The organism is Propioniciclava sp., assembly GCF_029977985.1.
In the GTDB taxonomy this organism is placed as follows: domain Bacteria; phylum Actinomycetota; class Actinomycetes; order Propionibacteriales; family Propionibacteriaceae; genus Propioniciclava.
On record NZ_JARKOT010000276.1, the window covers coordinates 1 to 24,703 of the forward strand.

Genomic DNA, 24,703 nt, shown 5'->3' on the forward strand with positions numbered 1-24,703 from the left:
ACACTAAAAGGGCGCTGCAGCGCCATTTTCGTCACCCCCAACTGCCACACGGCCAGCTGCCACACGGCCAGTTGCCACACGGCCAACTACAACACAGGGCTGGCCGGTGTTGGCGGGCCGGAGGCACGTCAGGGGAGAGCAGGGACCAGGCGGAACGCGATGAACGCGGGCTCACGGGTCAGCTGGTCGTGGACATCCGTATGGTCCACCTCCATCGACGCTGCCGGCCGGTGTTCGACGTGGCGCTCGATGAGGAAGCCGGCCGCGAAGAAGTCCGCGCAGAGCGCCTCGAGCGGGGCACGCCGGAAGGTCACCTCGGTGCCGAAACTAGACCAGTGTTCGGTGACCAGCTCATCGGCGAAGTAGCTGCCGCCCAGGCGCAGCCAGTCGCTCGTGGGGTGCACCGTCGAGACCACCAGGCGACCGCCGGGCGCCAGCACCCGCCCGAACTCGCGCAGCATCGGTCGTGGGTCGGCCAGGTGGTGCAACACCAGGGCGCACACGACCCGGTCGACCGACCCGTCCGGCAACCAGTCCAGCGCCTCGGTCAGGTCGTGGACGCGCACGTCGGCGTCCGGCCCCAGTCGCTCCCGGGCGAGCCGGACGAGCGTCGGCGAGGCGTCCACGCCGACGACGGACGCCGCCCCCCGCGCCTGCAGTTCGGCGGCCAGCAGGCCCGGACCGCAGCCGGCGTCCAACACCCGCAGGCCACGCACGTCCCCGAGGAGGTCGAGCACGACGGGCCGGTCGTAGTGGGCGTTGTGCGCGCTGGTTTCGGCGTGACGGGCGAAGGTCTCCGCGTAGGACTCGTAGGCCGCCGGATCGGGCACCTGCATGCCCCGAGCCTAGGATGAACGCCATGACCTACGACAGCGCCTGGTTCCATGCGGTCCGGCGGACCTGCGGCCCAGTGTTCACGGCGGCGGGGTTCACGTTCAACTCCGCCGGCCCGGACCCCTCCGGCACGCAGGGATTCTTGCTCTGGGAGGCGGAGGCGCTCGACTTCGCCGCCCGCTACCCCGACAGCGGCATCGAGGAGTCCTACGGACCCGAGCAACGGCCCGCCCGCTGCATCGATTACTGGACCTACCTCGACCGGCCGGGACACGCCCGCCTCTGCTACGAGGGGTGGGGGTTCAGCGACGAACTCGTCCCGCTCACCGGGGATCCCGACGCGGACGCCGCCGCCCTCGCCGCTGCGTGGGCAAGGATCCTCCGGGTGGATCAGATGCCCGCGTAGGAGTGCAGTCCGGTCACGAGCAGGTTGATGCCCACGAAGTTGAACCAGAACGTCACCACGCCTAGCACGGCGAGCCAGGCGGCGCGGCGGCCCTTCCAGCCGGCCGTCGCGCGGGCGTGCAGGTAGGCCGCATACACGACCCACGTGACCAGCGACCAGGTCTCCTTCGGATCCCAGCCCCAGAAGCGGCCCCACGCGTAGTCGGCCCACACGGCGCCGGCGGCGACCGTGAACGTCCACAGCGGGAACGCGAACGCGTGCGTCCAGTAGGCGAACTTGTCCAGCGCCTTGAGCGACGGCAGCTTCGCCACGTACCCCCGCACCCGGTCCTTGCGCTCGGCCCGGTCGCGGATCAGGTACACGATCGACGCGATCGCCCCCAGGTTGAAGGCCGCCCCCGAGATCGCCGCCGCCACGATGTGGATGACGAACCACACCGAGTGCAGCGCCGGCACGAGCGGCGCCACCGCCACGTAGAAGACCGTCACCGCGAGCCCCTGGCCCACCGACAACAGCAGGGTCATCGGCAGCCCCAACCAGCGCATCCGACACCGCAACACCAGCACCAGGTGGATCGCCACCGCGAACAACAGCGTGCTTGTCACGAACTCGTACATGTTGCCCCACGGGAACCGCTCCGCCGCGACCCCGCGCAGCACGACGCCCATCAGGTGCGTCAGCGCGCCGATCATCGTGAGCGCGATACCCATTCGGCCGAACTGGTCGACGCGCCGGGTCTCGCCGGACTCGTCCTGCGGTCGGCTCTCCCCCTGATCGACCCGCAGGTGCGACTCGTCCGGCCGGGGCGCCCCCACCAGCACCAACTCCCCGACCTCCGCACGCTCGAGACTGCGGCTCCGCGCGGCAGCCCACTCGGCCGCATGGGCGGCGACGGCGAGCAGGTAGATCACCGCGGAGGTGACCATCGCCAGGTTTGACCAGCTCTCCATCAGGTGCGTTCCCCTTCCGACACCACCAGTTCCTGCCCCGACGCCACCGCAGGGACGCCGCAGGCGGCGGCAAGCTCGGCGACGTCCTCGGTGAGGGTGTCCGTCGAGTCTGCCCGATCCAGGCCCCCGACCTCCACCCGGGTCTCGCCGGCGGCGTCCGTCACGCGCACCCACAAGCGGCGCGGCCGCACGTACAGGCTCGTCATGAGCCCGGCGATGGCCAGCAGGATGGACGCCCCCGCCAGCCACAGCCCCGGCTCGGAACTCACCTGCAGCTTCACCCAGCGGCGCCAGTCGGAGAACTCGACGGTCGACCCGTCGGGCAGTTCGACGATCTGCCCGGGTGCGAGCCGGAAGGCGACGGGGGTGCCATCGGCGTTGGTCATCTGCACCAGGTCCTCCTTGTCGATCGAGTAGACCGATTCGGGGGTCGACGTCTCCGCGCGCGGCGGCCCCGTCCAGACGGTGAGGAACAGCTCGGGCGACAAGGCGTCCGGGAAGACCGAGTGCGGGCCCTGCTCGTTGACCACTGCGGTCGGAAGGAAGAAGCCCTCCAGGGCCAAGTAGTCGGGGCGTGCGTCGGGGGCCTTCACGACGCCCATCGAGCTGAAGTTGCCGTCCTGCGGCAAGAACACCACCGGACCCGACGTCGCCACGTTCCCCTCGGGATCGGTGATCGTGATGACCGGCGCATAGCCGTGACCGATGAGGTGGACGCTCGTGCCTGCGAAGCGAAGCGGATGGTTCACCTCGATCGTGCCCGCCACGGGCTCCCCTGAACCTTCCGCCACCCGGACCGCTGCCGAGAACTCGCGCGCCGCCCCACGTTGCACGGGGCCGGTCTCGAACTTGGCGGTGAACGCGTCGATCCAGATCGTGAACGGCGCCAGCTGCGACGGCGCGAACGCCCCGCCGGCGCGGAAGTCGTCGTACTGGGTCAGGTTGTTGCTGAACGCCTGCCCCTCCACCACGATCACCTCGCCGCGGTAGCTCGCCAGCGTGTTCCAAGCCAGCCCGCCGAGCAGCAGAACGAAGCTGAGGTGGAACACGATGTTCCCCAGTTCGCGCAGGTAGCCTCGCTCGGCGGCCACGGCGTCCGCCTCACGCGCCACGCGGAAGCGGCGGCGGCGCAGCCAGGCGGCTGCGGCGTCCAACACCTCGCCGGACGCCGCAGGCGCGATTCCCGCGGTGCTTGCGGGCAGGCGGTCCAGGCGAGCGGGCGTCTTCGGCGGAGGGGTGCGCAGGGCGCGCACATAGACGCCGATGCGGGGCACGATGCATCCCACCAGCGACACGTACAGCAGCAGGTAGACCGCGGCGAACCAGGGCGACCCGTAGACGTCGAACAGGCCGAGGCGCTCGTACCACTCCCCCAGCGCCGGGTTCTCGGCGACGAAGTCGCTCACCCGGATCGGGTTCACGGGCCGTTGGGGCACGAACGACCCGGGGATCGCCGCCAGCGCGAGGATGAACAACAGGATCAGCGCCGTGCGCATCGAGGTGAGCTGCGTCCAGAGCAGCCGGAGCAGAGTCATCACACCACCAGCCCGAACGCGCTGGCCCAGCTACGGAAAACGCCCATGAGGCGGTCCCACGCTCCGGTGACGAGCAGGACGCCGACGGTCACCAGCAACGCCCCACCGACCTTCTGGAGGACGCCGTGGTGCCGCTTCACCCACGCCAGGGTGCCGGCAAGCTTGTCGAAGGCCAGCGCGGCGGCCAGGAACGGTAGGCCTAGCCCGAGGGCGTAGGTGAATGCCAGGACGGCGCCGCGGACCGCGGTGCCCTCGTTGAGGGCCAGGGTGAGGACGACCGCGAGGGTGGGGCCGATGCAGGGCGTCCAGCCGATGCCGAACACGACCCCGAGCAGCGGCGCTGCAGCGAGACCGAACCCGGGCGCCCGCGACGGCCGCACCGTGCCCTGGCCGAAACGCACGACCCCCGCAAAGACCAGGCCGAGCACGATCGCGACCAGCCCGGCGACGATCGACAGCGCCCGGCTCCAGGAGAGCAGGGCGCCGCCCAGACCGCCGAACAGGGCCCCGCCGCTCACGAACACGAAAGCGAACCCGAGCACGAACAGCCCCGTGCCGAGCAGCAGGCGCCCGCGGGGGCCGCGTCCGGAGGTCACCTCGGTGGTGGCGAGGCCGGTCGCGTAGCTGAGGTAGCCCGGCAACAGCGGCAGGACGCACGGGCTGAAGAACGACACGATCCCGGCCACCAGGGCCACCGGGAGCGCCAGCAGCATCGATCCTCCCGCCGCACCGGCGAACCAGTCGCCCACCTCCCCGATCATCGGCCGGCCGCCACGTCGGCGACGAGGCCCTCGAGGGTGGCCTGCGTGGTCTCTCCGAGCACGCGCGCGGCGATGCGACCTTCGGCGTCGACCACAAGCGTCGACGGGATCGCGCTGGGCGGCAGCTGGGTGCCGAACTTGAGGAGCTGGCGACCGTCGGGGTCGTAGACGTTGGCGTAGGGCACCTCGAACGTCCGGACGAAGGCCTGCGCCTGCGCGGGATCCGGATCGCGAGTGTTCAGGCCGACGAACGTCGCCGTGCCGGTGGTGGAGGCGGACGCCGCCACGAGCGCCGGCGCCTCGGCCCGGCACGGGTTGCACCAGCTGCCCCACACGTTGTAGACGATGACCTGGCCGGCGAGGTCGGCGGAGTCGAACGGCGTCCCGTCGAGCAGCTCACCCGTGACGCGTGGCGCCGGCTGGCGCGAGGCGACGGGAACGCGGGTCAGGGTTCCGTCGCCGCCGACGAAGCCACCGGACGCCGTCGTGGCCCGCGAGCAGCCGGCCAGCAGCACGAGCGCCGGGACACCGAGAAGGAACGAGCGCCGCCGCATGCTCACATGCCGGGCCGGAAGATGCGCTTCTTCGGCGGGTAGAGGTGGGCGGCAGGTTCGGCGTAGGAGACGTGGGTGATGCGGTCACCGACGAAGTGGAAGCTCGTGACGGAGGCGAGGTTGCACTGGCGGTTCGCCGGATTGTGGATGTAGGAGCGGCCCTCGGCGGCCAGTCGGGCGATGTAGATGGGCAGCTGGTGGGAGACGAGGACGGCCTGTCCGCCCTCGCCGGCCGCGCGGGCGGCATCGGCGATGGCGGCCCTCATGCGGGGGGCGATGTCCCGGTAGGCCTCGCCCCAACTGGGCCGGATCGGGTTCCACAGGTGACGGAGGTTCCGCGGCAGCAGCAGCTTCTGGTTGAACCGGCCGAAGCTCTGCCCCTCGAGCGCGTTGGCGGCCTCGATGATGCGCGTGTCGATCACGACCTCGACGCCGGGGTGACGATCGGCGATGGGGGCCATCGTCTCGCGGGCGCGTTGCAGCGGCGAGCAGCGCAGGTGGGTGAGCGGGACGTCGGCGAACTGCTCCCCGAGCGCCGCGGCCATCCGATGACCCAGGGCGGAGAGGCCGAAGCCCTCGGCGCGTCCGTAGAGGGTGTGATCGGGGTTCTCCACCTGGCCGTGGCGGCACACGTGGACGACGGTCGGCTCCATGGTCAGAAGGATAGGCGGATCAGCCGAGCGCCGCCGCGAGGCGCCCGGCGTCCACGAACCACAAGGAGTGTTGGGCACCGTCGACGATCGTCACCGGCACGTGGTCGGTGTACGCCGCGCGCAGCTCCGGGTCGCTGTCCACGTCAACGGCCTGCCAGGAGATGTTCTTCTCCCGACAAACCGTCTCGATGGCGACGATCGCCTCGTCACAGAGGTGGCACCCCTGACGCGTGACCACCACCACGCGGGCGGAGGTCAGCGCGGGGTGCACGGACTCACTTGCCAGCGCGGCGGCGCTGGATGCGCGTCTTCTTGAGCAGCTTGCGGTGCTTCTTCTTCGCCATCCGCTTGCGGCGCTTCTTGATGACCGAACCCACGTTTGTCTCCTCGTGCCGCGGCGCGGTCGCGCCGGTCGGCTTGCAGTTCACGTTGAACGGCCGACCCGTCGGGCCAGCCAAGAACCCAATACTACCGACGCCTGCCGGACGCGACCAAACGGCGTCCGAACCCGCGGCCGGTCCGGGAGCCACGGCGGGGTGGGGGGCCAGATTCCGTCGGGCAGCCCTCAGCCCTCAGCCCTGGCGACCCAGCTCGGCGGAGCGGTCGCGAGCGGCCTCCATGGCGGCCATGAAGGCCGCCTTGACGCTGCGCTCCTCCAGGTGACGCAGTGCGGCGGCCGTGGTGCCCGCAGGCGACGTGACGCGCTCGCGCAGCAGGTTGGGGTGCTCGCCGGACTCGGCCAGCAGCTTCGCCGAGCCGTACACCGTCTGCGTGACCAGCGTCGTCGACGTGTCGCGCGGCAGGCCGAGCATGACGCCGGCGTCGATCATCGCCTCGACGACGAAGAACAGGTACGCCGGTCCGGAGCCGGAGATGGCGGTGACAGCGTCCTGGTAGCGCTCCGGCACGACGACCGCCTTGCCCACGGCGCTCATGATCGACACGGCCTGGTCGAGGTCGGTCGGCGACGCGTGCGCGCCGGCCGAGACCGCCGCCATGCCCTCCGACACCTGCGCGGGCGTGTTCGGCATGACCCGCACCACAGGAGTCCCCTTGGGCAGGCCGGCTTCGAGCTTGCCCGTGGGGACGCCGGCGCACAGGCTGATCACCAGCGTGCCCGGACGCAGCGCGCCCGCCACTTGCGGCAACACCTCGCCCACGTCCTGCGGCTTCACCACCAGGACCACCGTGTCGGCGAGGCCGGTCGCGGTCGCGTTGTCGGCAGTGCGGACGCCGTAGCGCCCCTCGATCTCCTGCCGGCGGGCCGCGTGGCGGTCGGCGGCGACGAGGTCGGTGGCGTGCCAGCCCGAACGCAGGAGGCCGGCGAGCAGGGTCTCCCCCATCACGCCCGCGCCGATGACGGCGAGCGTGCTCACCGAGCCGCCTGTGCGCCGAGGCGATCGGCCACCAGTTCCGCCACCTGGATCGCGTTCAGCGCCGCGCCCTTGCGCAGGTTGTCACCGGACACGAAGAGCACGAGGCCCTTGCCGTCCGGGACGGCCTGGTCGGTGCGGATGCGCCCCACGAAGACGTCGTCGGCGCCTGCCGCCATCCGCGGGGTGGGGACGTCGACCACCTGGACACCGGGCGCGTCCGCGAGCAGCGCGGTCGCCTGCTCGGGCGAGATCGGGTCGGCGAACTCCGCGTGGATCGCAAGGCTGTGCCCGGAGAACACCGGGACGCGCACGCACGTGCCGGAGACGGCGAGCTCGGGGAGGTGCAGAATCTTGCGCGACTCGTTGCGGAGCTTCTGTTCCTCGTCCGTCTCACCGGACCCGTCGTCCACGATGCTGCCGGCCAGCGCGACCACGTTGTAGGCGATCGGCGCCACATAGGGCGCCGGATCCCCCGCGGGCACCGCCCCCCCGTCGAGCGCCAGCGGGCGCGGGTCGGCGATCGCGGCGGACTGGTCGGCCAGCGCGGCCACACCCTTGATGCCCGACCCCGACACCGCTTGGTAGGTCGCAACGGTGAGCCGGGTGAGGGTGGCGGCGTCGTGCAACGGCTTGAGCACCGGCATCGCGGCCATCGTGGTGCAGTTCGGGTTGGCGATGATGCCCTTGGGAGGGTTGACCGCGTCCTCCGGGTTCACCTCGCTGACGACGAGCGGAACGTCGGGGTCCTTGCGCCAGGCCGAACTGTTGTCGACCACGACGGCGCCCGCAGCGGCCACCTTGGGCGCGTACTCGCGGCTCATCGTGGCGCCCGCAGACATCACGGCGATGTCGAGGCCGGAGAAATCGGCCGTGGCGGTGTCCTCGACCGTGACCTCGGTGTCCTTCCAGGGCAGGGTCTTGCCGGCCGACTTGGCAGAACTGAAGTACCGGATCTCGCTCACAGGGAAATCGCGCTGCTCGAGCAGCGACCGCATGACCTGGCCGACCTGTCCGGTCGCGCCGAAAACACCAACACGCATGGGGGCCAGCGTAGCGGCGACGGCCGATGGCGGTCAGAACCAGTCCGTGTAGGGGGCGAGCAGGGAGTAGCCGATGAAGCTCACCAGGTCGAGGAGGACGTGCGCCACGACGAGCGGCAGCACCCGCCCCCAGCGCCGGTAGAGCCACCCGAACACCAGGCCCATGACGATGTTGCCCACGAAGCCGCCGTACCCCTGGTACAGGTGATAGCTCCCCCGGATCACCGCGGAGACACCGATCGCGACCCACGGCGTCCACCTCATCTGGTCGAACCGGCGGAGCAGGAACCCCAGCATCACCACCTCCTCCAGCACACCGTTCATGACGGCGTAGCCGGCGAGGACGGGGATGGTCCACCAGTTCTCGGCGAGGTTGGCCGGGGCGACGTTGGTGTTGATACCGAGCTCGCGCGCAGCGAAGTAGAACGCCAGCCCCGGGACGCCGATGAGGGCGGCCGCGCCGAAGCCGCGTCCAAGATCGGACCAGGGGCGCCGCAGGTCGTAGCCGATGGCCGCCCGGTCGCCGGACAGCCGCATCAGGTAGAGCGCCACGGCCACCGCCACGAGCGGGAAGCCGATGCCGGCCACCTGATAGGCGAGATCGAGCCACGTGCGGTCGGGCGTGACGGAGTTGTTGATCGTCGTCGTCTGCTGGTTGAGCGGGACGTCCCGGGTCGACTTCTCGATGATCGACAGGATCGAGTACACGGCCGACCGCCCCAGCGAGAACCCGAGCACGAGCAGCACTTCCACCCCCGGCCGCCACGCGGCCAGCTGGGTGCTGGACGCCGCCGGTGCGGTCCCTGCGGTCACGCGTCGACCGTCTGGCCGAGATGGGCCCGCGTCCAGGCGAGGACGCCGGCGAGCGTCTCCTCGCGCAGCTGCCGCGACCCGATGGACCGCGTGTTCACCTCGAGCACGATGTGGCCGCCGAAGCCGCGTTCGGCGAGGCGCTGGAGAACGAGGGCGGCGTCCTGGTCGCCGCGGCCGGGGATGAGGTGCTCGTCCTTGATGCTGCCGTCGCCGTCGGTGAGGTGGACGTGGGCGAGGCGGTCACCCCACGCCTGGAGGAGGTCGAGGGAGCGCTGGTGCGACGTCGAGGCGTGCGACAGATCGAGGGTGAGGTGCTCGTAGTCGCGGTCGGTCGGATCCCAGCCCGGTGAGTATGCGCGCACCTCGGAGCCCTTCGGGCCGCGCCACGGGAACATGTTCTCGACGGCGAAGATGATGCCGGTCGTGCGCTCCAGGCGGCGGATGCCCTCGGTGAAGCCCTTCGCGTAGGACCGCTGCCAACGGAACGGCGGGTGGACGACGACCGTGTCCGCCCCCAGGCGGTGGGCGGCGACGGCGGATCGCTCCAGCTTCTCCCACGGGTCGCTGCCCCAGGTGCCCTGCGTGACGAGCAAGGTGGGCGCGTGCACGGAGATCACGGGCACGTCGTGGAAGTCGCGGAGGTGGACGAGGGCGTCGACGTCCCGGGAGACGGGGTCGATGCCGACCATCACCTCGACGCCGTCGTAGCCGAGCCGGCTCGCCAGCTCGAAGCAGCTGGCCGTCGTCTCCGGGTAGACCGACGAGGTCGACAGCCCGATCAGGTTGCGCGTCACCGCTCCAGCATAAACAACGCAGCCGGGGCCGGGGAGACGAAACCTCTCCACGTCGTGATAACCCTTTTGGCTAGGGCGTTCGTCCTCGATTTGGGGGGTGGCGAGCTGATGGTCTTCAATGTGGCCATGAGGTTGTCCAACCTGTCCTTCGCGGCCGGCCCCGCCGGCCTCGCGTCCAGCGTGGCGCGCCTGGAGGACGCCCTGGGCAGCACGGTCCGCGACGGCGGCTTCCACCCACGTTTCGGCACGCGCAACAATATCCTGCCCGTGCTGGGCGACCGTTACCTCGAGGTCGTGGAGGTCCTCGAGCACCCCGCCGCCGAGAAGGCGGTGTTCGGGCAGGTGGTGCGCGCCCGCTCCGAGATGGGCGGCGGCTGGTTCGCGTGGGTCCTGGAGGTCGACGACCTCGGCCCGATCGAGGAGCGCCTCGGCCGCAAGTCCGTCCACGGCAGCCGGCAGTTCCCCGACGGCCGCCGCCTCGAGTGGGAGCAGATCGGCATCCGCGGCCTCATGGCCGACCCACAGCTCCCCTTCTTCTTCCGCTGGATCTCCGAGCCCGACCTGCGCCCCAGCGCCCTCGCGCCGGCCGATGTGGAAATCCTCGAGATCCGCCTCTCCGGCTCCCCCGAGCGGGTCTCGGAGTGGCTGGGCTGCGAGCTCGGGCCCGTTTTCGACGGCGTGGCCCTCACCTTCGGCGCCCCCAATGGAGTGCCCGGCATCGAATCCGTGACCTTCCGCTGCCCCAAGGGCGTCGTCACCCTCTGAGCGGCTCGATTGCGACGAGCCCACTCGGCGGGGCCTGACCCGCGGCCGTCGGATTCTGTCGGAGCCGGCTCGTAGCCTCGCGTCCATGGCGAAGAACAACACCATCCACCGCTGTTCGGAGTGCGGCTGGGAGACTCCCCGGTGGGCCGGGCGGTGCGGCCGCTGCCAAGCGTGGGGCAGCCTGAGCGAGGTCGTGACAGCCCCGGCGGGCCGGACGCCGCGGACGAGGCCCACGACCACCGCCCAGCCGATCACCGAGGTCGAAGCCCGCTCGGCACGTGGGGTGGCCACGGGCATCGGCGAGCTCGACCGGGTGCTGGGCGAGGGCCTCGTCCCGGGTGCGGTCGTCCTCCTCGGCGGCGAGCCGGGAGTCGGCAAGTCCACCCTGCTCCTCGAGGCTGCGGCCCGCTGGGCGGCCGCCGGACGCCGCACGCTCTACGTCACCGCCGAGGAGTCGGCGGCCCAGGTGCGGCTGCGGGCCGACCGCACCGGCGCGGTGCACCCCGAGCTCTATCTGGCCGCCGAGTCCGACCTGGCCGTGGTCCTCGGCCACGTCGAGGAGGTGTCCCCCACGTTGCTCGTGCTCGACTCGGTGCAGACCGTCAGCGCGGGGGACGTGGAGGGAGTGCCCGGCGGGGTCACCCAGGTGCGCGAGGTGACGACGGCGCTCGTGCGGGTGGCGAAGCGGCGCGCCATGGCGGTGGTGATCGTCGGGCACGTCACCAAGGAGGGAGCGCTCGCCGGGCCGCGCACGCTGGAGCACCTGGTCGACGTCGTGTTGTCGTTCGAGGGCGAGAGCCACGGCACGTTTCGCATGGTGCGGGCCACGAAGAACCGGTTCGGCCCGGCCGACGAGGTCGGCTGCTTCGAGATGACGCCCGACGGCATCGCCGAGGTGCCCGACCCGTCCGGCCTGTTCGCCTCGCCGACCCACACGCCGGCCGTGGGCACGTGCGTGACGGTGACGTTGCAGGGGCGGCGTCCGCTGTTGACGGAGGTGCAGGCGTTGGTGGTGCCGTCACCGCTGCAGTCGCCGCGGCGGGTCTGCCACGGTGTGGAGCCCGGCCGGCTGGCCATGACCCTGGCCGTCCTGCAGCGGCACGCCAAGGTGAAGTTGCACACACGCGACGTATACGCGGCCACGGTCGGGGGCGGGCGGGTCAACGATCCCGCAGGCGACCTCGCGACGGCGGTCGCGGTCGCCTCGGCGGCGCGCGACGAGCCGCCCGTCCAGCGGGTGGCGGCGTTCGGCGAAATCAGCCTGTCCGGCGAGGTGCGGCCGGTCCCGGGCCTGGAGCGGCGCCTGGACGAGGCGGCCCGGCTCGGGGTGGTCCTCGCACTGGTGCCGCTGCGGTCGGCGACGCGGCCCGCCCCACCCGGGCTGACGGTCCTCGGGGTGGAGACGGTGGCCGACGCGCTCGCCGCCGTGCTCGGGCACGACCGCGCAGCCGTCGTACCGCTCGGCGCACGCAAGGTGGCCGGATAGACTGGCCTCTCGCCCCGTCGTCCGTGGGAGGTTGCCAGGTGAACTCCGGTCCGTCCGCACCAGTCCCGGCCCTGCTGACCCCCGGCACCGGCATCCGCGACGGCCTCGACCGCATCGTGAACGGCCACACCGGGGCGCTCATCGTGCTCGGCACCAACGACGAGCTGGAGGCCATCTCCACCGGAGGCTTTTCGATCAACGTCCCCCTCACGGCCACCGGGCTGCGGGAGCTCGCGAAAATGGACGGCGCCATCGTCCTCAGCAACGAACTCGACCGCATCCTCGCCGCGGCCGTCCACCTGTCCCCGTCGGCCGACCTGCCCACCTCCGAAACCGGCACCCGCCACCGCACCGCCGAGCGGGTCGCCCGCCAGACGCGCCTGCCCGTAGTGACGGTGTCGGCGTCCATGTCGACCATTTCCGTGTTCGCCGGCAGCGGCCGCCAGGTGCTTCCCCGTCCCGACCAGATCCTCGACCGCGCCACCCAGGCCATCGGTGCGCTCGCCTCGCACCGCATCCGGCTGTTCGAGTCGCTCGACGAGCTCACCGCCCGTGAGGTGCACGGCAACGTCACGCTGCGCGATCTCGCCCACGTCGCCCAACGCTTCGAGATGATCAACCGGGTCGCCGACGAAGCCGCCGTGCTCGTCGCCGGGCTGGGCGCCGACGGGCGCATCGTCGGCCTGCAGCTGCGTGACTTCACCGAGGGCCTGACGCCGCTCGCCTCTCTCCTGCAGCGCGACTACCTGCCCGAGGACTCCGAACGGCCGCTGCTGGCCGGCCTGGCGGGCCTCGACGACAACGAGCTCTTCGATGTGGTCCTGGTGGGCCGATCGCTCGGCTTCGACTCCGGCGTTCACCTCGACTCGCCGCTGCGCCCCAAGGGCTATCGGCAGCTCGCCACCATCCCGCGGCTGCCGGCCGGCACCAGCGCCGCACTCATCGCCCACTTCGGCGACCTCGACCAGCTCCTCACGGCCCGCACGCACGAACTGACCGAGGTCGACGGCGTCACCAAGGACGCCGCCCGTCTCGTACGCGACGGGCTGGCGCACGTCGCCGAGCGCAGCCTCACCACCTGACGTGACCGATCGCGCCGCCACCGTCCGGCGGATCATCGACTGGTACGCCGCACACGCCCGCCCGCTTCCCTGGCGCGAGCCGGACGCCGGCGCCTGGGGCATCCTCGTCAGCGAGTTCATGCTGCAACAGACGCCGGTGGCGCGTGTCCTGCCCGTGTGGCAGGCGTGGCTGGAGCGCTGGCCCACCCCCGGCGCGCTGGCCGCCGATCCGCCGGCCGAGGCTGTCCGCGCGTGGGGACGCCTCGGCTATCCCCGCCGGGCCCAGCGTCTCCACGCGGCCGCCACGGCCATCCGGGACCAACACGGCGGCCTGGTGCCCGCCGATCACGACGCTTTGCTCGCCCTGCCCGGCGTCGGCGCATACACGGCCGCGGCGGTGGCGTCCTTCGCCCATGGGCGGCGCCATGTCGTCCTGGACACCAACGTCCGCCGCGTCCTGGCCCGCCTCGAGGGTGGCGTTGCCTTCCCGCCCGCCTCCCTGAACCGCGCCGAGACCCTGCGGGCCAAGGCATGGCTGCCCGAGGATCCGGCCCAGGCGGCGAGGTGGGCGGCGGCGTCCATGGAACTGGGGGCGCTCGTCTGCACCGCGGACGCCCCCCGCTGCGGCGATTGCCCGGTGACGGACGCCTGCGCTTGGGTGGCCGCCGGCGCCCCCGCATGGACCGGACCGCCACGGCGCGGGCAGACGTACGCCGGCACCGACAGGCAGTGCCGCGGCGTCCTGCTCGACGTGTTGCGCCGGGCGGAGGGTGCCGTCCCCGAACCCGAGCTGTTGGGGGCCTGGCAGGCGGACACTGCGCAGGCCCGCCGCTGCCTCGCCTCCCTGATCCGCGATGGCTTGGTCCGACGCGTCGGGAGCGGCTCGTTCACGCTGTGACAGGGGCAGGCATCCCTTCGTGTGGCCCGCTAAGGTGGCGGCTGTGCGTCCCTTTCCAGAGTGGGGCGCATGACGTCACCCCAGGAAAGGCACACCATGACCGACACGCCGCAGGCGAACCCCAGCCCGCAGGACCCGGCGACGAACCCGTACGCCCAGCCGCAGCAGCAGCCCTACACGCCGCCGCAGTACCAGGCCACCCCTGATCCGGCCCCCACCGCCGAGGCGCCCGCCGCGCAGCCCTACGGTGCGCCGCAGCAGCCCTACGGTGCGCAGCAGCAGCCCTACGCGCAGCCGGATCCGTACGCGCAGCCCGCAACCGCCCCGTACAGCGGCTACGCGCAGCCCTACGGCTACGCCCCGACCCTTCCCGAGCACCCCCAGGCGACGATGATCCTGATCCTCGGGATCCTGTCGCTCGTGGTGTCCGGCCTCACCGGCCCGTTCGCCTGGGTGATGGGCAACAAGGCCAAGAAGGAGATCGCGGCTGGCCAGTACGCGCCGAGCTCGTCGGTCACCATCGGCTGGGTCCTCGGCATCATCGGCACGGTCTTCCTCGGCCTCGCCGTCCTGATGATCATCCTCGCCATCGTCATGGCCATCGTGGCGGCGAGCTCGGGTTACTGAGCCGCACCGTTTCCCCGAGAGCGAAGCCCCCGGTACCCATCGGTACCGGGGGCTTCGCTCGTGCCAAGGCCCTCAGCCTTCGCTGGGGCCGCCTGCCAGGTCGACCGGCGCGTGGTCGGGCAGTTCGCCGCGGGGCTCACCCGTGAAGGTGAAGGGCAGCTCGGCGCCCTCGGCAGCCACGTCGACCACCACGATCTCTCCGGGATGCAGCTCGCCAAAGAGGATCTTCTCAGCGAGGATGTCCTCGATGTCGCGCTGGAGCGCTCGACGCAGCGGCCGGGCGCCCAGCACCGGGTCGAACCCGCGCTTCGCGATCAGCGTCTTGGCGGCGTCCGTGAGGACGATGCCCATGTCCCGGTCGCGCAGGCGCTGCTCGATCTGGGCCACCATCAGATCGACGATGTGCTCGATGTCGGTCTGCGTGAGCTGGTGGAACATGATGATCTCGTCCACGCGGTTCAGGAACTCGGGCCGGAAGTGCTGTTTCAGCTCGTCCGACACCTTCGCCTTCATCGCCTCGTAGCCGCCCACCGGATCGTCGCTGCGGCTGAAGCCGAGGTTGACCGACCGGGAAATGTCGCGGGTGCCGAGGTTCGTCGTCATCACGATGACCGTGTTCTTGAAATCGACCACCCGGCCCTGCGCGTCGGTGAGACGACCCTCATCGAGGATCTGCAGGAGCGAATTGAAGATGTCCGGATGCGCCTTTTCGATCTCGTCGAACAACACCACCGAGAACGGCTTGCGCCGCACCTTCTCGGTGAGCTGGCCACCCTCCTCATAGCCCACGTAGCCGGGCGGCGAGCCGAACATGCGCGACGCCGTGTGCTTCTCCGAGTACTCACTCATGTCGAGCGTGATGAGGGCGTCCTCATCCCCGAACAGGAACTCGGTGAGCGCCTTCGTCAGCTCGGTCTTGCCGACACCCGAAGGGCCGGCGAAGATGAACGACCCGCTCGGCCGCTTCGGATCCTTGAGCCCCGCTCGCGTGCGGCGGATCGACCGCGCGAGCGCCTTCACGGCGTCCGTCTGGCCGATGTACCGCTTGCCGATCTCCGCCTCCATGTTGAGCAGCCGGCCCGACTCCTCCTCGGTGAGCTTGAAGACGGGGATGCCGGTCGCGCTGCTGAGCACCTCGGCGATCTCCTCCTCGCCCACCTCGGCGGGAATCCCCTGGTCGCCCGACTTCCACTGCTCCTCCTGCACGTGGCGCTCGGTGAGCAGCTTCTTCTCGTCGTCGCGGAGGCCAGCGGCACGCTCGAAGTCCTGGCCGTCGATGGCGGCCTCCTTCGCCGCACGCACCTCGGCGATGCGGGCATCCAGGTCGCGCAGGTCGGGCGGTGCCGTCATGCGGCGGATGCGCAGGCGCGCGCCGGCCTCGTCGATCAGGTCGATCGCCTTGTCGGGCAGGAACCGGTCGGAGATGTAGCGGTCGGCCATCTGGGCGGCGGCCGTCAGCGCACCGTCGGTGATGGTGATCTGGTGGTGCGCCTCGTACAGATCGCGCAGCCCCTTGAGGATCTCGATGGTGAGGGCGATCGACGGCTCCGCCACCTGGATCGGCTGGAAGCGCCGCTCGAGGGCGGCGTCCTTCTCGATGTGCTTGCGGTACTCGTCGAGCGTCGTCGCACCGATGGTCTGCAACTCGCCGCGGGCGAGCATCGGCTTGAGAATGGACGCCGCGTCGATGGCACCCTCGGCGGCGCCCGCGCCGACGAGGGTGTGGATCTCGTCGATGAACAGCACCACGTCGCCGCGGGTCTTGATCTCCTTGAGCACCTTCTTGAGGCGCTCCTCGAAGTCGCCGCGATAGCGCGAACCGGCAACGAGAGCCCCCAAGTCGAGGGTGTAGATCTGCTTGCCGCGCAGGGTTTCGGGCACGTCGCCACGCACGATCTGCTGGGCGAGACCTTCGACGCACGCCGACTTGCCCACCCCCGGCTCCCCGATCAGGACGGGGTTGTTCTTCGTGCGGCGGCTGAGCACCGTCATGACGCGCTCGATCTCCGTCGTCCGCCCGATCACCGGGTCGAGCTTGTTCTCACGCGCCGCCTGGGCCAGGTTGCGACCGAACTGGTCGAGGATGGTCTGGTTGCCACCCTGCTGCTGCGGCGGGGCCTCCGGCGCGCCCGAGGTCGACGGCTTCTCGTTGCCCTGGAAGCCGCTGAGCAGTTGCAACACCTGGTTGCGGACCCGGTTGAGGTCGGCGCCCAGCTTGATGAGCACCTGCGCCGCCACGCCCTCACCCTCGCGGATGAGGCCGAGCAGGATGTGTTCGGTGCCGATGTAGGGGTGGTTGAGCTGCAGCGCCTCGCGCATGCTCAGCTCGAGGACCTTCTTGGCCCGCGGAGTGAACGGGATGTGCCCCATCGGGGCCTGCTGCCCCTGGCCGATGATCTCCTCGACCTGGGCGCGCACAGCCTCCAACGAGATGCCGAGCGACTCGAGCGCCTTGGCCGCGACGCCCTCACCCTCGTGGATGAGGCCCAGCAGCAGGTGTTCGGTGCCGATGTAGTTGTGGTTGAGCATGCGCGCCTCGTCCTGGGCCAGGACGATCACGCGCCGCGCGCGGTCGGTGAACCGATCGAACATGAGCTCTCCTTCGGGGGTGTCCCCACGACGATTCCGGGGACCTGTTCAGTCTAGACAACGCCCATCGGCACCCGGGTGTTCCGTCCGTTCGCCTCCGGCGCAATCGGGCTCAGACGACGAAAAGGGTCCCGGCGAACCGGGACCCCTCGTGCGGGTGCGGAACTCAGCTGTGCGCCGCCTCGTAGGCAGCCTTCACGTCGTCGCGGACGCGGCCGCGATCCGACACCTCCATGCCCTGCTCACGCGCCCAGGCGCGGATCTCGTTGGCGGAGGTGGCGCCACCGGACGCCTTGCCTCCGCGGCGGGGGCCCGCGGTCACCCGGCGTCCGCCGGACGTCTTGCGGCCGTTCGCCACATAGGGGGCGAGCACGTCGCGCAGCTTGGCGGCGTTGTCGGAGGACAGGTCGATCTCGTACGTCGCGCCGTCGAGTCCGAACGTGAGGGTCTCGTCGGCCGGGGTGTCGTCGCCGAGAAGATCGTCGGTGAGCGAAATGTGCACACGCTGGGCCATGGTGGTCCTTTCCGGTAAATGTCGGTGCGGGATTCGACCACTGAGGAAGGGAGTGACAAATCTCAACTGGATTAACGGTATACCCCGATCCAAGCGCTCGGCAATACGCCCTAGAATCGACGCCGTGGCCGAGGTGAAAGCATTGAGCGTGGGCGGGCTGGACACTGCCGCGAGCATCCGCATCGATCTCGGCCCCACCCACCCCGCCTCCGCGGGTCTGCTGCGCGGCACGCTCACCCTGTCCGGTGATGTCGTCGTTGCCCTCGACCCCCAGCCCGGGGCCCTCCATCGAGGCGCCGAGATGATCTTCGCCGCCCGCGACCTCCGCCAAGCCCTCACCCTCGCGAACCGCCACGACTGGCAGGCGCCCTTCTTCGGCGAATGGGTGCTGGCCCGGTGCGTCGAGGACGCCCTCGGTCTCCACGTGCCCCCGCGTGCGGCTTGGCTGCGGGCCGCCCTGGCCGAACACCACCGCATCGCCAGCCACCTCGCCCACCTGTCGTTCGTCGGCTTCCACGCAGGCCGCTCCGAGCTCGGCACCGGCGGCGTCCGCGAGGTCCTGCGGCAATGCCTGGCAGAACTGACCGGGAACCGCGTCCACCCCATGGCCGTCCGGCTGGGTGGCGTCGGCTTCGACCCCACCCCCAGGTGGCTCGCGGCCGAGCGCTCGGGCGTGCGGGCGGCGTCCGAACTCGCCCGACGCCTGACGGACGCCGCTGCCCTCGGGCGGGGGGTCGCGGTCGTGCGGCAGGAGCACGTGGACGCCTTCGGCCTGGCCGGGCCGGTGGCTCGCGCCAGCGGCGTCCTCACCGACCTGCGCCGGGCGGCCGGCGAGGAGCCCTACACCACCACCCTCGACGAGGCGCCTCCGGATGCTCCCACCGCCGGAGACGCCGCGGCCCGCTTCGCCTGGCTGGCGGCGGAGGTGGTGGAGTCGGCGGCGCTCGTCGAGCGGCTGCTCGACAACCTGCCGGCAGGACCCTTGGCGGCGCACCTGCCCAAGGTCGTCAAGTTGCCCGAGGGGGACGCCGTCGCCGCCGTCGAGGCGCCGCTCGGCCGCGCGGGTGTGGTCATCACGTCACGGGGCGAGAAGACTCCATGGCGATTGCGGCTACGCACCGCGTCCGCCGCGAACGTCTCGGCCTGGCCAGCGGTCGTCCCGCCGGTTCGCCTGATCGACCTGCCCGTCGCGCTGGCGTCGCTCGGCTGGGTCGCGGGCGACCTGGACAAGTAGGGGTGAGGTCGCGCCAAGCTCGACCAGTGGGGCGGCCCGCGGGACGCTCAGTTGGCGTGGGCGCGGCGTCAGTTGGCGTGGGCGCGGCGGAGTTCCTCGACGAACGGGGTGGCCAGGCGGGCGATGTCGAGATCGACGACGCTGCGTGGCTCGAGGACCGCCCATTCGTCGTCGTGCCGGCTCGCGCGACGACGAGGCAGGACAACGACGTCGGCGCCCACCGGGAGTGCCTCCAGTTCGTCGATGCGCCCACGCAGCGCGGTGTTCTCGAGGCGCAGAGCCTCGTTGTCACCGCGCAGGCGGGAGTTCTCCTGCTGCGTGCGGCCGAGTTCGGCGCGGCTGCCGGCGAGCTCACGCACGAGGGCCCGCTTGCGGGCGTCGACGACGGCGAGGACCTCGCGCTGCTGGGTGTGCAGCAGGTTCAGGTGCGTGCGGTGGTCGGAGCGCTCGGCCTTCAGGCGGGCATGCGCCGCGGCACGCTCCGCGCGCACCTCGCGCCGGACGATCCAGGTGGCGCTCACGCCGGCTGCGAGCGCGACGAACACCGCCGCGACCGCAGACGGGGGAACCCAGAGTGCGGCGACGAGCAGAGCGACGGACAGCACCGCTCCACCGATGAGCACGAGCAGGAATGCACGACGTCGGGCCTCGCTGGCTGCACGGTTCGGGTTCACGTTTCTCACGATAGCTTCGGGGCGTCGGAGTTCCCGTCACCCACGCGGGTATCAGGCGTGTCGTCGGGATCGTCCGGCACGCGGCACGCCCGTTCCAAACCCACGCCGGCCAGCACCCACACCACGCACGCGACGGCAGCCAGGCCGCCGTGCACCAGCCGCTCGGCGGCGAGGGGGGCGGGCAGCGCCGGCAGCACCAGCGCGACGAGCGCCAGGTAGGCCGCACCGAGGAAGGCACCGGCGAGGATCGAGGTCTTCGCGAGCAGCACCCGATTGAGCGCCTCCTGCGGCGTGAGGGTGTCGCGGCGGCGACGCAGCTGGGTGCGCGTCCGGACCATCAGCCAGGCGATGCCGCCCGCAATGAGCAGCACCGAACCCCAGGCCAACGGTCCGACGAGCGGCAGCGAGTGACCGAAGCCCTGCCACGTCCACAGCAGCATGCCCGCGACCAGGAGCCCGGCGACCGCCGCGAAGGCCACGTGCGCGGCGCGCGTGGGTTCGACCGTCGGCCCGCCGGGGGTGGTCACGGCAGTTCGACGACGGCGTCCGGCACGAGGCGGACGCCGGAGCAGTCCATCCCGGCGACCAGGTCGGCCACGCGGCCGTGGCCGAGGAGCTCGGCGTCTTGATCGGCGTCCAGCCAGGGAACGAGCACGAACGCCCGCTCGTGCGCATGCGGGTGCGGCAGGACGAGATGCGGGTCGTTACGGACGCGCGCGCCCACCTGGATGAGGTCGATGTCGATCGTCCGTGGCCCCCACTTCTCGCCGCGGACGCGACCGAGGGCGTCCTCGATCGCCTGACCGCGCTCGAGCAGGACCGTGCTCGGCATCGTCGACTCCGCGAGGAGGACGATGTTGAGGAACTCGGGCTGATCGGTCACCCCCCAGGGATCGGTGGCGTACACCCGCGAGATGCCGGTGAGGATCACCTCCGGGGTGCGCCGCAGGTGCGCCACCGCCTCCTGGAGAGTCTCCAGCACCTCGCCCTGGTTCCCGCCCAGAGAGAACACGACCGGCCGCAGCGGTTTCAGGCCACTGAGGGTGTCGAGATCGAGCTCGAAGAACGGACCCGTCATGGGTTTGCCTCCCTTGTCACCGTCACGGTGACGTCGCCGAACGGTACGCCGATCGGGGCGGACGGCTTGTGCACGGTCACCCGGGCCGCCTCGACGAGTGCCAGGCGGCACAGCTCGTCGGCCAGCCGCACGGCGAGGGTCTCGATCAGGTCCACGGGATCCCGCTCGACGTTCGCCACGATCGCTTCCGCAACCGCACCATAGTCGACGGTGGTGTCGAGCTCGTCCGACAAGGCGGGACGCCGCACCGTCAGGACCGCGTCCACCACGAAGCGCTGGCCGTCGCGGCGCTCGTGGGCGAACACCCCGTGGTGGCCGGTCGCGGTGACGCCCGTGAGCGTGATCGTCACGAGGTGCGGGTCGGTCACGTCGCTGCCTCGAGGGCGGCGACGACCGCGAGGGCGTCGGCCGTGGCGCGCACGTCGTGGACGCGGACGCCCCACAGCCCGCGGCGCGCGAAAAGGGCGCTGAGCGCCGCGGTCGCGGTGTCCCGCCCCGCGGGCGGCCGCAGCTCGAGCCCGTTCGGCCCGGCGGGCCGGGCCAGCAGATGCCCCAGAAACCGCTTGCGGCTCACTGCGAGCAGGAGCGGGTGGCCGAGGGCCTCGAAGGCGTCCCACCCGGCGAGCACCGCCCAGTTGTGGGTGGCGTCCTTGGAAAAGCCGATGCCGGGGTCGAGGACGAGGTGTCCGGGATCGACACCCGCGGTGAGTGCGGCGTCGCGGCGCTGGGCGAGTTCGGCGGCGATCTCCGCGACGGGGTCGTCGTAGCGGGCGAGGTCCTGCATGGTCCGCGAATGGCCGCGCCAGTGCATGGCTATGTAGGTGACGCGTGCGCCGGCCACCTCGCGCAGCATCCCCGGGTCGGCGAGGCCGCCGGAGACGTCGTTGACGATCGTGGCACCCGCCGCCACGGCCTCGGCGGCGACGGCGGCGCGCGTGGTGTCGACGGAGACGCGGACGCCGGCGTCCGCCAGCGCGGCGACGACCGGCAGGACGCGGGCCAGTTCCGTGTCCACCTCGACACGAGCGGCGCCCGGTCGCGTGGACTCGCCACCGACGTCGATCACGTCCGCCCCCTGGGCGACGAGATCGAGGGCGTGGGCGATGGCGGCGTCGGTGGATGCCCACAGCCCACCGTCGGAGAACGAGTCGGGCGTGACGTTGACCACGCCCATCACGAGCGGCCGCGCGGCCGGATGCTGTCCGGTCACCGCGCTCACCCGATGACGAGGCCCATGGCCTCGGCGCGCGTGGCGGCGTGGTTCATGACCCCCCGGACGGCCGACGTGACGGTCCTGCTGCCCGGCTTGCGGACGCCGCGCATCGTCATGCACTGGTGCTCGCACTCGATCACGACCATCACGCCTTGCGGGTGCAGGTGCTGGACGAGGGCGTCCGCCACCTGGCTGGTCAGCCGCTCCTGCACCTGCGGACGCCGCGCGTAGACGTCGACAAGGCGCGCCAGCTTGCTCAGCCCGGTGATCTTCCCGTGCCGGCTGGGGATGTACGCGACGTGCGCGACACCGTGGAAGGGCAGCAGGTGGTGCTCGCAGGTGCTCCACACCTCGATGTCCTTGACGAGGACCATTTCCTCGTGGTCGATGTCGAAGGTCGTGCCGAGCACATCGGCGGCGTCCTGGTCTATCCCGGCGAACATCTCGGCGTACGCCCGCGCGACCCGTGCCGGCGTGTCGCGCAGCCCCTCGCGGTCGGGGTCCTCGCCGATCGCGTACAGCATCTCCCGGACCGCGGCCTCGGCCCGTGCGTGGTCGATGGGCACCTCAGCGCTCCCGCCCTGGTCCGGACGCCGGCGGCTGCGGCCCCTGCGGAACGCCCGGGCCGGGCTGGCCGTACGGCCCGGAGGAGGGGCCGGGCTGCTGCGGACCGGGGCCGTACGGGCCCGGCCGGCCGTAGGGACCGGGCTGGCCGCCACCGTAGGGCGGCTGGCCCCACGGGCCCGCCGGGGTGGGCTGCGGCTGGGGGCGTCCCCAGGGCTCGCCCCCCGGCGGAAGCGGATAGCCACCCGGCCCACCCGGACCACCCAGGCCGGGGCCGATGCCGCTGGGAGGCGGGAGGGGCGCCGGTTCGTCGGCGGCGGGGCGCGGCGGTGGGTCGACGGGCGGCACGTCCGAGGGGACCCGGCTCGGCGACCCGGTCCACGCCGGGCGCTTCGACCGCTTGACGAGAGGCTCGAAGACGCGCGCCACCTCGTCCTTGTCGAGCGTCTCCTTCTCGAACAGCTGCCGGACGAGCTCGTCGAGCACCTCGCGATTCTCGTCGAGCACGTCGAACGCCTCCTGATGAGCGGTGGCGATCAGGTTCGCGACCTCGCGGTCGATCTGGGCGGCCACCTCGTCGGAGTAGTTGGCGCTCGTCGAGCTCATGTCGCGTCCGAGGAACGGCTCGTGGTCGCCCGAGCCGAACTTCACGGCGCCGAGGCTCTCGGTCATGCCGTATTCCATGACCATGGCGCGGGCCACCTTGGTGGCCTTCTCGATGTCGTTGGACGCCCCCGTCGTCGGGTCGTGAAAGACGAGCTCCTCCGCGGCACGGCCACCCAGCATGTAGGCCAGCTGGTCGAGCAACTCGCCCCGCGTCTGGCTGTACTTGTCGGCGTCCGGCATGACCATCGTGTAGCCGAGCGCGCGGCCGCGGGGCAGGATCGTCACCTTCTGCACCGGATCGTTGCCGGGCATCGCCGCCGCGACCAAGGCGTGGCCTCCCTCGTGGTAGGCCGTGATCAGCAGCTCGCGCTCGTTCATCACGCGGGTGCGTTTCTGGGGGCCGGCGATCACGCGGTCGATGGCCTCGTCGAGGTTCTCCTTCGTGATCCACTGCCTGTTCTGGCGGGCAGTGAGGAGTGCCGCCTCGTTGAGGACGTTGGCGAGGTCTGCACCCGTGAAGCCCGGCGTGCGCTTGGCCACGGAGGCCAGGTCGACATCGCGCGCGATCGGCTTGTTGGCGGCGTGCACCCGCAGGATTTGGAGGCGTCCCTTCATGTCCGGCGCCTCGACGGGGATCTGCCGGTCGAAGCGGCCCGGCCGCAGCAGCGCCGGGTCGAGCACGTCGGGCCGGTTGGTCGCGGCGATGAGGACGACGCCGCCGCGCACGTCGAAGCCGTCCATCTCGACGAGCAGCTGGTTGAGCGTCTGCTCCCGCTCGTCGTGGCCGCCGCCCATGCCGGCGCCGCGGTGGCGGCCGACGGCGTCGATCTCGTCGATGAAGACGATCGCAGGGGCAGCCTCCTTGGCCTGCTCGAAGAGGTCACGGACCCTGCTCGCGCCCACACCGACGAACATCTCGACGAAGTCGGAGCCCGAGATCGAGAAGAACGGGACCCCCGCCTCGCCCGCGACCGCGCGCGCGAGCAGCGTCTTGCCGGTGCCGGGTGGGCCGTACAGCAGCACGCCCTTGGGAATCTTGGCGCCGACGGCGGTGAACTTGGCGGGCTCGGCGAGGAACTCGCGGATCTCCTGCAGTTCCTCGATCGCCTCCTCGCACCCGGCGACATCGGAGAACGTGGTCTGCGGTGTGTCCTTGCTGGCGACCTTGGCGCGGCTCTTGCCGAAGCCCATGACGCCCCGGCCGCCGCCCTGGGCGTTGTTCATCATGTACAGGAACAGGCCGGCGATCAGCAGGAACGGCACGATGCCGAGGAAGATGAAGCTCCAGATGCTGCGGTCGGGGTTCTGCCCCGACCAGGATTCGATGGTGCCGGCCGCCTGCCGCTGCTCGAGGATCTGGATGATGTCCTGGCTCTGGGCCCCGACCCAGTTGGTGCGCAGCCGCTGGCCGTCCGTCGTCTCGACGCGGACCTCCTGGTCGCCGTCGACGAGCACGACCTCCTTGAGTTTCTGGTCGCCCGTCAGCACCGACATCACCTGCGACGTCGGCGTCAGCGTGTAACGGCTGGAGGCGGAGAGCAGGTTCATGCCCAGCATGAGGATCAGGAACACCCCGAGGATCCACAACAGGGGGCTCCGGACGAGCCGCGGAGCTTTCATGCCACTCCCAGTCTTGACGGTCGGTCTGCGCGGTCGAGCGTACTGCACGCCCCCAACC

At 71.3% G+C, this 24,703-nt stretch carries 28 protein-coding genes; 7 read left to right on the top strand and 21 right to left on the bottom strand.

Features of this window, described 5'->3' with window-relative positions; all coding sequences use genetic code 11:
* Positions 1-128: 128 nt before the first annotated feature.
* The gene (locus tag Q1K57_RS14735; protein ID WP_300083950.1) at positions 129-836 is read right to left on the bottom strand and encodes a class I SAM-dependent methyltransferase; all 708 of its coding nucleotides are present in this window, start codon (positions 834-836) and stop codon (positions 129-131) included.
* A 23-nt stretch (positions 837-859) separates the two neighbouring features.
* Here Q1K57_RS14735 and Q1K57_RS14740 point away from each other — a divergent pair, with 23 nt between their 5' ends.
* Entirely contained in the window at positions 860-1,240 is a 381-nt protein-coding gene (locus Q1K57_RS14740) for a hypothetical protein (protein WP_300083952.1), read from the top strand.
* Here the strand turns inward: Q1K57_RS14740 and ccsB are convergent.
* The 11 genes from ccsB to Q1K57_RS14795 all read right to left on the bottom strand — a co-directional run bounded on the left by ccsB (position 1,225) and on the right by Q1K57_RS14795 (position 9,716).
* The gene (gene ccsB, locus Q1K57_RS14745) at positions 1,225-2,190 is read right to left on the bottom strand and encodes a c-type cytochrome biogenesis protein CcsB (RefSeq protein WP_300083954.1); all 966 of its coding nucleotides are present in this window, start codon (positions 2,188-2,190) and stop codon (positions 1,225-1,227) included. The two genes, Q1K57_RS14740 and ccsB, sit on opposite strands and share 16 nt — an antisense overlap.
* A complete protein-coding gene (locus tag Q1K57_RS14750) occupies positions 2,190-3,725 on the bottom strand; it encodes a cytochrome c biogenesis protein ResB (RefSeq protein ID WP_300083956.1) in 1,536 nt (511 codons plus the stop codon). Before Q1K57_RS14750 ends, ccsB begins: the two co-directional genes overlap by 1 nt.
* Entirely contained in the window at positions 3,725-4,438 is a 714-nt protein-coding gene (locus tag Q1K57_RS14755) for a cytochrome c biogenesis protein CcdA (RefSeq protein ID WP_300084036.1), read from the bottom strand. The genes Q1K57_RS14750 and Q1K57_RS14755 overlap by 1 nt, the downstream gene beginning before the upstream one ends.
* Before the next feature lie 44 nt (positions 4,439-4,482).
* Positions 4,483-5,040 carry a TlpA disulfide reductase family protein gene (locus Q1K57_RS14760; RefSeq protein WP_300083958.1) on the bottom strand — a complete coding sequence of 186 codons (558 nt, stop codon included), beginning with the start codon at positions 5,038-5,040 and terminating at the stop codon, positions 4,483-4,485.
* A 2-nt stretch (positions 5,041-5,042) separates the two neighbouring features.
* Positions 5,043-5,693 carry a histidine phosphatase family protein gene (locus tag Q1K57_RS14765; protein ID WP_300083960.1) on the bottom strand — a complete coding sequence of 217 codons (651 nt, stop codon included), beginning with the start codon at positions 5,691-5,693 and terminating at the stop codon, positions 5,043-5,045.
* Positions 5,694-5,712: 19 nt separating this feature from the next.
* Entirely contained in the window at positions 5,713-5,964 is a 252-nt protein-coding gene (locus Q1K57_RS14770) for a glutaredoxin family protein (protein WP_300083962.1), read from the bottom strand.
* Positions 5,965-5,968: 4 nt separating this feature from the next.
* Entirely contained in the window at positions 5,969-6,070 is a 102-nt protein-coding gene (locus tag Q1K57_RS14775; protein ID WP_002550589.1) for an AURKAIP1/COX24 domain-containing protein, read from the bottom strand.
* 195 nt (positions 6,071-6,265) lie between these two features.
* On the bottom strand, positions 6,266-7,069 hold the full coding sequence (proC, locus tag Q1K57_RS14780; RefSeq protein WP_300084004.1) for a pyrroline-5-carboxylate reductase: 804 nt from the start codon (positions 7,067-7,069) through the stop codon (positions 6,266-6,268).
* A complete protein-coding gene (locus Q1K57_RS14785) occupies positions 7,066-8,118 on the bottom strand; it encodes an aspartate-semialdehyde dehydrogenase (protein ID WP_300084038.1) in 1,053 nt (350 codons plus the stop codon). Before Q1K57_RS14785 ends, proC begins: the two co-directional genes overlap by 4 nt.
* A 24-nt stretch (positions 8,119-8,142) precedes the next feature.
* Positions 8,143-8,883, bottom strand: coding sequence for a CPBP family intramembrane glutamic endopeptidase (locus Q1K57_RS14790; protein WP_300084040.1), 741 nt, complete (start codon positions 8,881-8,883; stop codon positions 8,143-8,145).
* Between the two features lie 35 nt (positions 8,884-8,918).
* Positions 8,919-9,716: a sugar phosphate isomerase/epimerase family protein gene (locus Q1K57_RS14795; protein ID WP_300084006.1), complete on the bottom strand. Its 798-nt coding sequence runs from the start codon at positions 9,714-9,716 to the stop codon at positions 8,919-8,921.
* Between the two features lie 126 nt (positions 9,717-9,842).
* Between Q1K57_RS14795 and Q1K57_RS14800 the strand changes: the two genes are divergently transcribed.
* The 5 genes from Q1K57_RS14800 to Q1K57_RS14820 all read left to right on the top strand — a co-directional run bounded on the left by Q1K57_RS14800 (position 9,843) and on the right by Q1K57_RS14820 (position 14,553).
* The gene (locus tag Q1K57_RS14800) at positions 9,843-10,481 is read left to right on the top strand and encodes a VOC family protein (protein ID WP_300084008.1); all 639 of its coding nucleotides are present in this window, start codon (positions 9,843-9,845) and stop codon (positions 10,479-10,481) included.
* An 85-nt stretch (positions 10,482-10,566) separates the two neighbouring features.
* Positions 10,567-11,967, top strand: a complete 1,401-nt coding sequence (gene radA / locus Q1K57_RS14805) for a DNA repair protein RadA (protein WP_300084010.1) — start codon at positions 10,567-10,569, stop codon at positions 11,965-11,967.
* Between the two features lie 38 nt (positions 11,968-12,005).
* Positions 12,006-13,049: a DNA integrity scanning diadenylate cyclase DisA gene (gene disA, locus Q1K57_RS14810; protein WP_300084012.1), complete on the top strand. Its 1,044-nt coding sequence runs from the start codon at positions 12,006-12,008 to the stop codon at positions 13,047-13,049.
* Between the two features lies 1 nt (position 13,050).
* Positions 13,051-13,926, top strand: coding sequence for an A/G-specific adenine glycosylase (locus Q1K57_RS14815; RefSeq protein WP_300084014.1), 876 nt, complete (start codon positions 13,051-13,053; stop codon positions 13,924-13,926).
* Between the two features lie 96 nt (positions 13,927-14,022).
* On the top strand, positions 14,023-14,553 hold the full coding sequence (locus Q1K57_RS14820) for a hypothetical protein (protein WP_300084016.1): 531 nt from the start codon (positions 14,023-14,025) through the stop codon (positions 14,551-14,553).
* Positions 14,554-14,625: 72 nt separating this feature from the next.
* Here Q1K57_RS14820 and Q1K57_RS14825 read toward each other — a convergent pair whose 3' ends face one another.
* Positions 14,626-17,145: an ATP-dependent Clp protease ATP-binding subunit gene (locus Q1K57_RS14825; RefSeq protein WP_300084018.1), complete on the bottom strand. Its 2,520-nt coding sequence runs from the start codon at positions 17,143-17,145 to the stop codon at positions 14,626-14,628.
* 163 nt (positions 17,146-17,308) lie between these two features.
* Positions 17,309-17,656: an Lsr2 family protein gene (locus Q1K57_RS14830; protein WP_300084020.1), complete on the bottom strand. Its 348-nt coding sequence runs from the start codon at positions 17,654-17,656 to the stop codon at positions 17,309-17,311.
* A 124-nt stretch (positions 17,657-17,780) separates the two neighbouring features.
* Between Q1K57_RS14830 and Q1K57_RS14835 the strand changes: the two genes are divergently transcribed.
* Positions 17,781-18,890 (top strand): NADH-quinone oxidoreductase subunit D, encoded by a 1,110-nt coding sequence (locus tag Q1K57_RS14835; protein ID WP_300084022.1) that lies wholly within the window; start codon positions 17,781-17,783, stop codon positions 18,888-18,890.
* A gap of 68 nt (positions 18,891-18,958) precedes the next feature.
* Here Q1K57_RS14835 and Q1K57_RS14840 read toward each other — a convergent pair whose 3' ends face one another.
* Genes Q1K57_RS14840 through ftsH form a run of 7 tightly spaced genes read right to left on the bottom strand, consistent with a single transcriptional unit; the run spans position 18,959 to position 24,645 of the window.
* Positions 18,959-19,564: a hypothetical protein gene (locus Q1K57_RS14840; RefSeq protein ID WP_300084024.1), complete on the bottom strand. Its 606-nt coding sequence runs from the start codon at positions 19,562-19,564 to the stop codon at positions 18,959-18,961.
* Positions 19,565-19,569: 5 nt separating this feature from the next.
* The gene (locus Q1K57_RS14845; RefSeq protein WP_300084026.1) at positions 19,570-20,091 is read right to left on the bottom strand and encodes a DUF3180 family protein; all 522 of its coding nucleotides are present in this window, start codon (positions 20,089-20,091) and stop codon (positions 19,570-19,572) included.
* Positions 20,088-20,642 carry a 2-amino-4-hydroxy-6-hydroxymethyldihydropteridine diphosphokinase gene (folK, locus tag Q1K57_RS14850; protein ID WP_300084028.1) on the bottom strand — a complete coding sequence of 185 codons (555 nt, stop codon included), beginning with the start codon at positions 20,640-20,642 and terminating at the stop codon, positions 20,088-20,090. Before folK ends, Q1K57_RS14845 begins: the two co-directional genes overlap by 4 nt.
* Positions 20,639-21,010: a dihydroneopterin aldolase gene (folB, locus tag Q1K57_RS14855; protein WP_300084030.1), complete on the bottom strand. Its 372-nt coding sequence runs from the start codon at positions 21,008-21,010 to the stop codon at positions 20,639-20,641. Before folB ends, folK begins: the two co-directional genes overlap by 4 nt.
* Positions 21,007-21,816 carry a dihydropteroate synthase gene (folP, locus tag Q1K57_RS14860; protein WP_300084042.1) on the bottom strand — a complete coding sequence of 270 codons (810 nt, stop codon included), beginning with the start codon at positions 21,814-21,816 and terminating at the stop codon, positions 21,007-21,009. The genes folB and folP overlap by 4 nt, the downstream gene beginning before the upstream one ends.
* A 41-nt stretch (positions 21,817-21,857) precedes the next feature.
* Complete coding sequence (gene folE, locus Q1K57_RS14865; protein ID WP_300084032.1) at positions 21,858-22,421, bottom strand: GTP cyclohydrolase I FolE; 564 nt, start codon at positions 22,419-22,421, stop codon at positions 21,858-21,860.
* 1 nt (position 22,422) lies between these two features.
* The gene (gene ftsH / locus Q1K57_RS14870) at positions 22,423-24,645 is read right to left on the bottom strand and encodes an ATP-dependent zinc metalloprotease FtsH (protein ID WP_300084034.1); all 2,223 of its coding nucleotides are present in this window, start codon (positions 24,643-24,645) and stop codon (positions 22,423-22,425) included.
* Positions 24,646-24,703 lie beyond the last annotated feature (58 nt).

Bases quoted from the DNA above. Each gene is read 5' to 3' on its own strand.
- ccsB (WP_300083954.1), bottom strand. From the start codon at position 2,190: ATGGAGAGCTGGTCAAACCTGGCGATGGTCACCTCCGCGGTGATCTAC.
- Q1K57_RS14765 (WP_300083960.1), bottom strand. From the start codon at position 5,693: ATGGAGCCGACCGTCGTCCACGTGTGCCGCCACGGCCAGGTGGAGAAC.
- Q1K57_RS14750 (WP_300083956.1), bottom strand. From the start codon at position 3,725: ATGACTCTGCTCCGGCTGCTCTGGACGCAGCTCACCTCGATGCGCACG.
- radA (WP_300084010.1), top strand. From the start codon at position 10,567: ATGGCGAAGAACAACACCATCCACCGCTGTTCGGAGTGCGGCTGGGAG.
- Q1K57_RS14800 (WP_300084008.1), top strand. From the start codon at position 9,843: ATGAGGTTGTCCAACCTGTCCTTCGCGGCCGGCCCCGCCGGCCTCGCG.
- Q1K57_RS14755 (WP_300084036.1), bottom strand. From the start codon at position 4,438: ATGCTGCTGGCGCTCCCGGTGGCCCTGGTGGCCGGGATCGTGTCGTTC.
- Q1K57_RS14740 (WP_300083952.1), top strand. From the start codon at position 860: ATGACCTACGACAGCGCCTGGTTCCATGCGGTCCGGCGGACCTGCGGC.
- Q1K57_RS14735 (WP_300083950.1), bottom strand. From the start codon at position 836: ATGCAGGTGCCCGATCCGGCGGCCTACGAGTCCTACGCGGAGACCTTC.
- Q1K57_RS14760 (WP_300083958.1), bottom strand. From the start codon at position 5,040: ATGCGGCGGCGCTCGTTCCTTCTCGGTGTCCCGGCGCTCGTGCTGCTG.
- Q1K57_RS14825 (WP_300084018.1), bottom strand. From the start codon at position 17,145: ATGTTCGATCGGTTCACCGACCGCGCGCGGCGCGTGATCGTCCTGGCC.
- folP (WP_300084042.1), bottom strand. From the start codon at position 21,816: ATGGGCGTGGTCAACGTCACGCCCGACTCGTTCTCCGACGGTGGGCTG.
- Q1K57_RS14830 (WP_300084020.1), bottom strand. From the start codon at position 17,656: ATGGCCCAGCGTGTGCACATTTCGCTCACCGACGATCTTCTCGGCGAC.
- Q1K57_RS14820 (WP_300084016.1), top strand. From the start codon at position 14,023: ATGACCGACACGCCGCAGGCGAACCCCAGCCCGCAGGACCCGGCGACG.
- ftsH (WP_300084034.1), bottom strand. From the start codon at position 24,645: ATGAAAGCTCCGCGGCTCGTCCGGAGCCCCCTGTTGTGGATCCTCGGG.
- folK (WP_300084028.1), bottom strand. From the start codon at position 20,642: ATGACGGGTCCGTTCTTCGAGCTCGATCTCGACACCCTCAGTGGCCTG.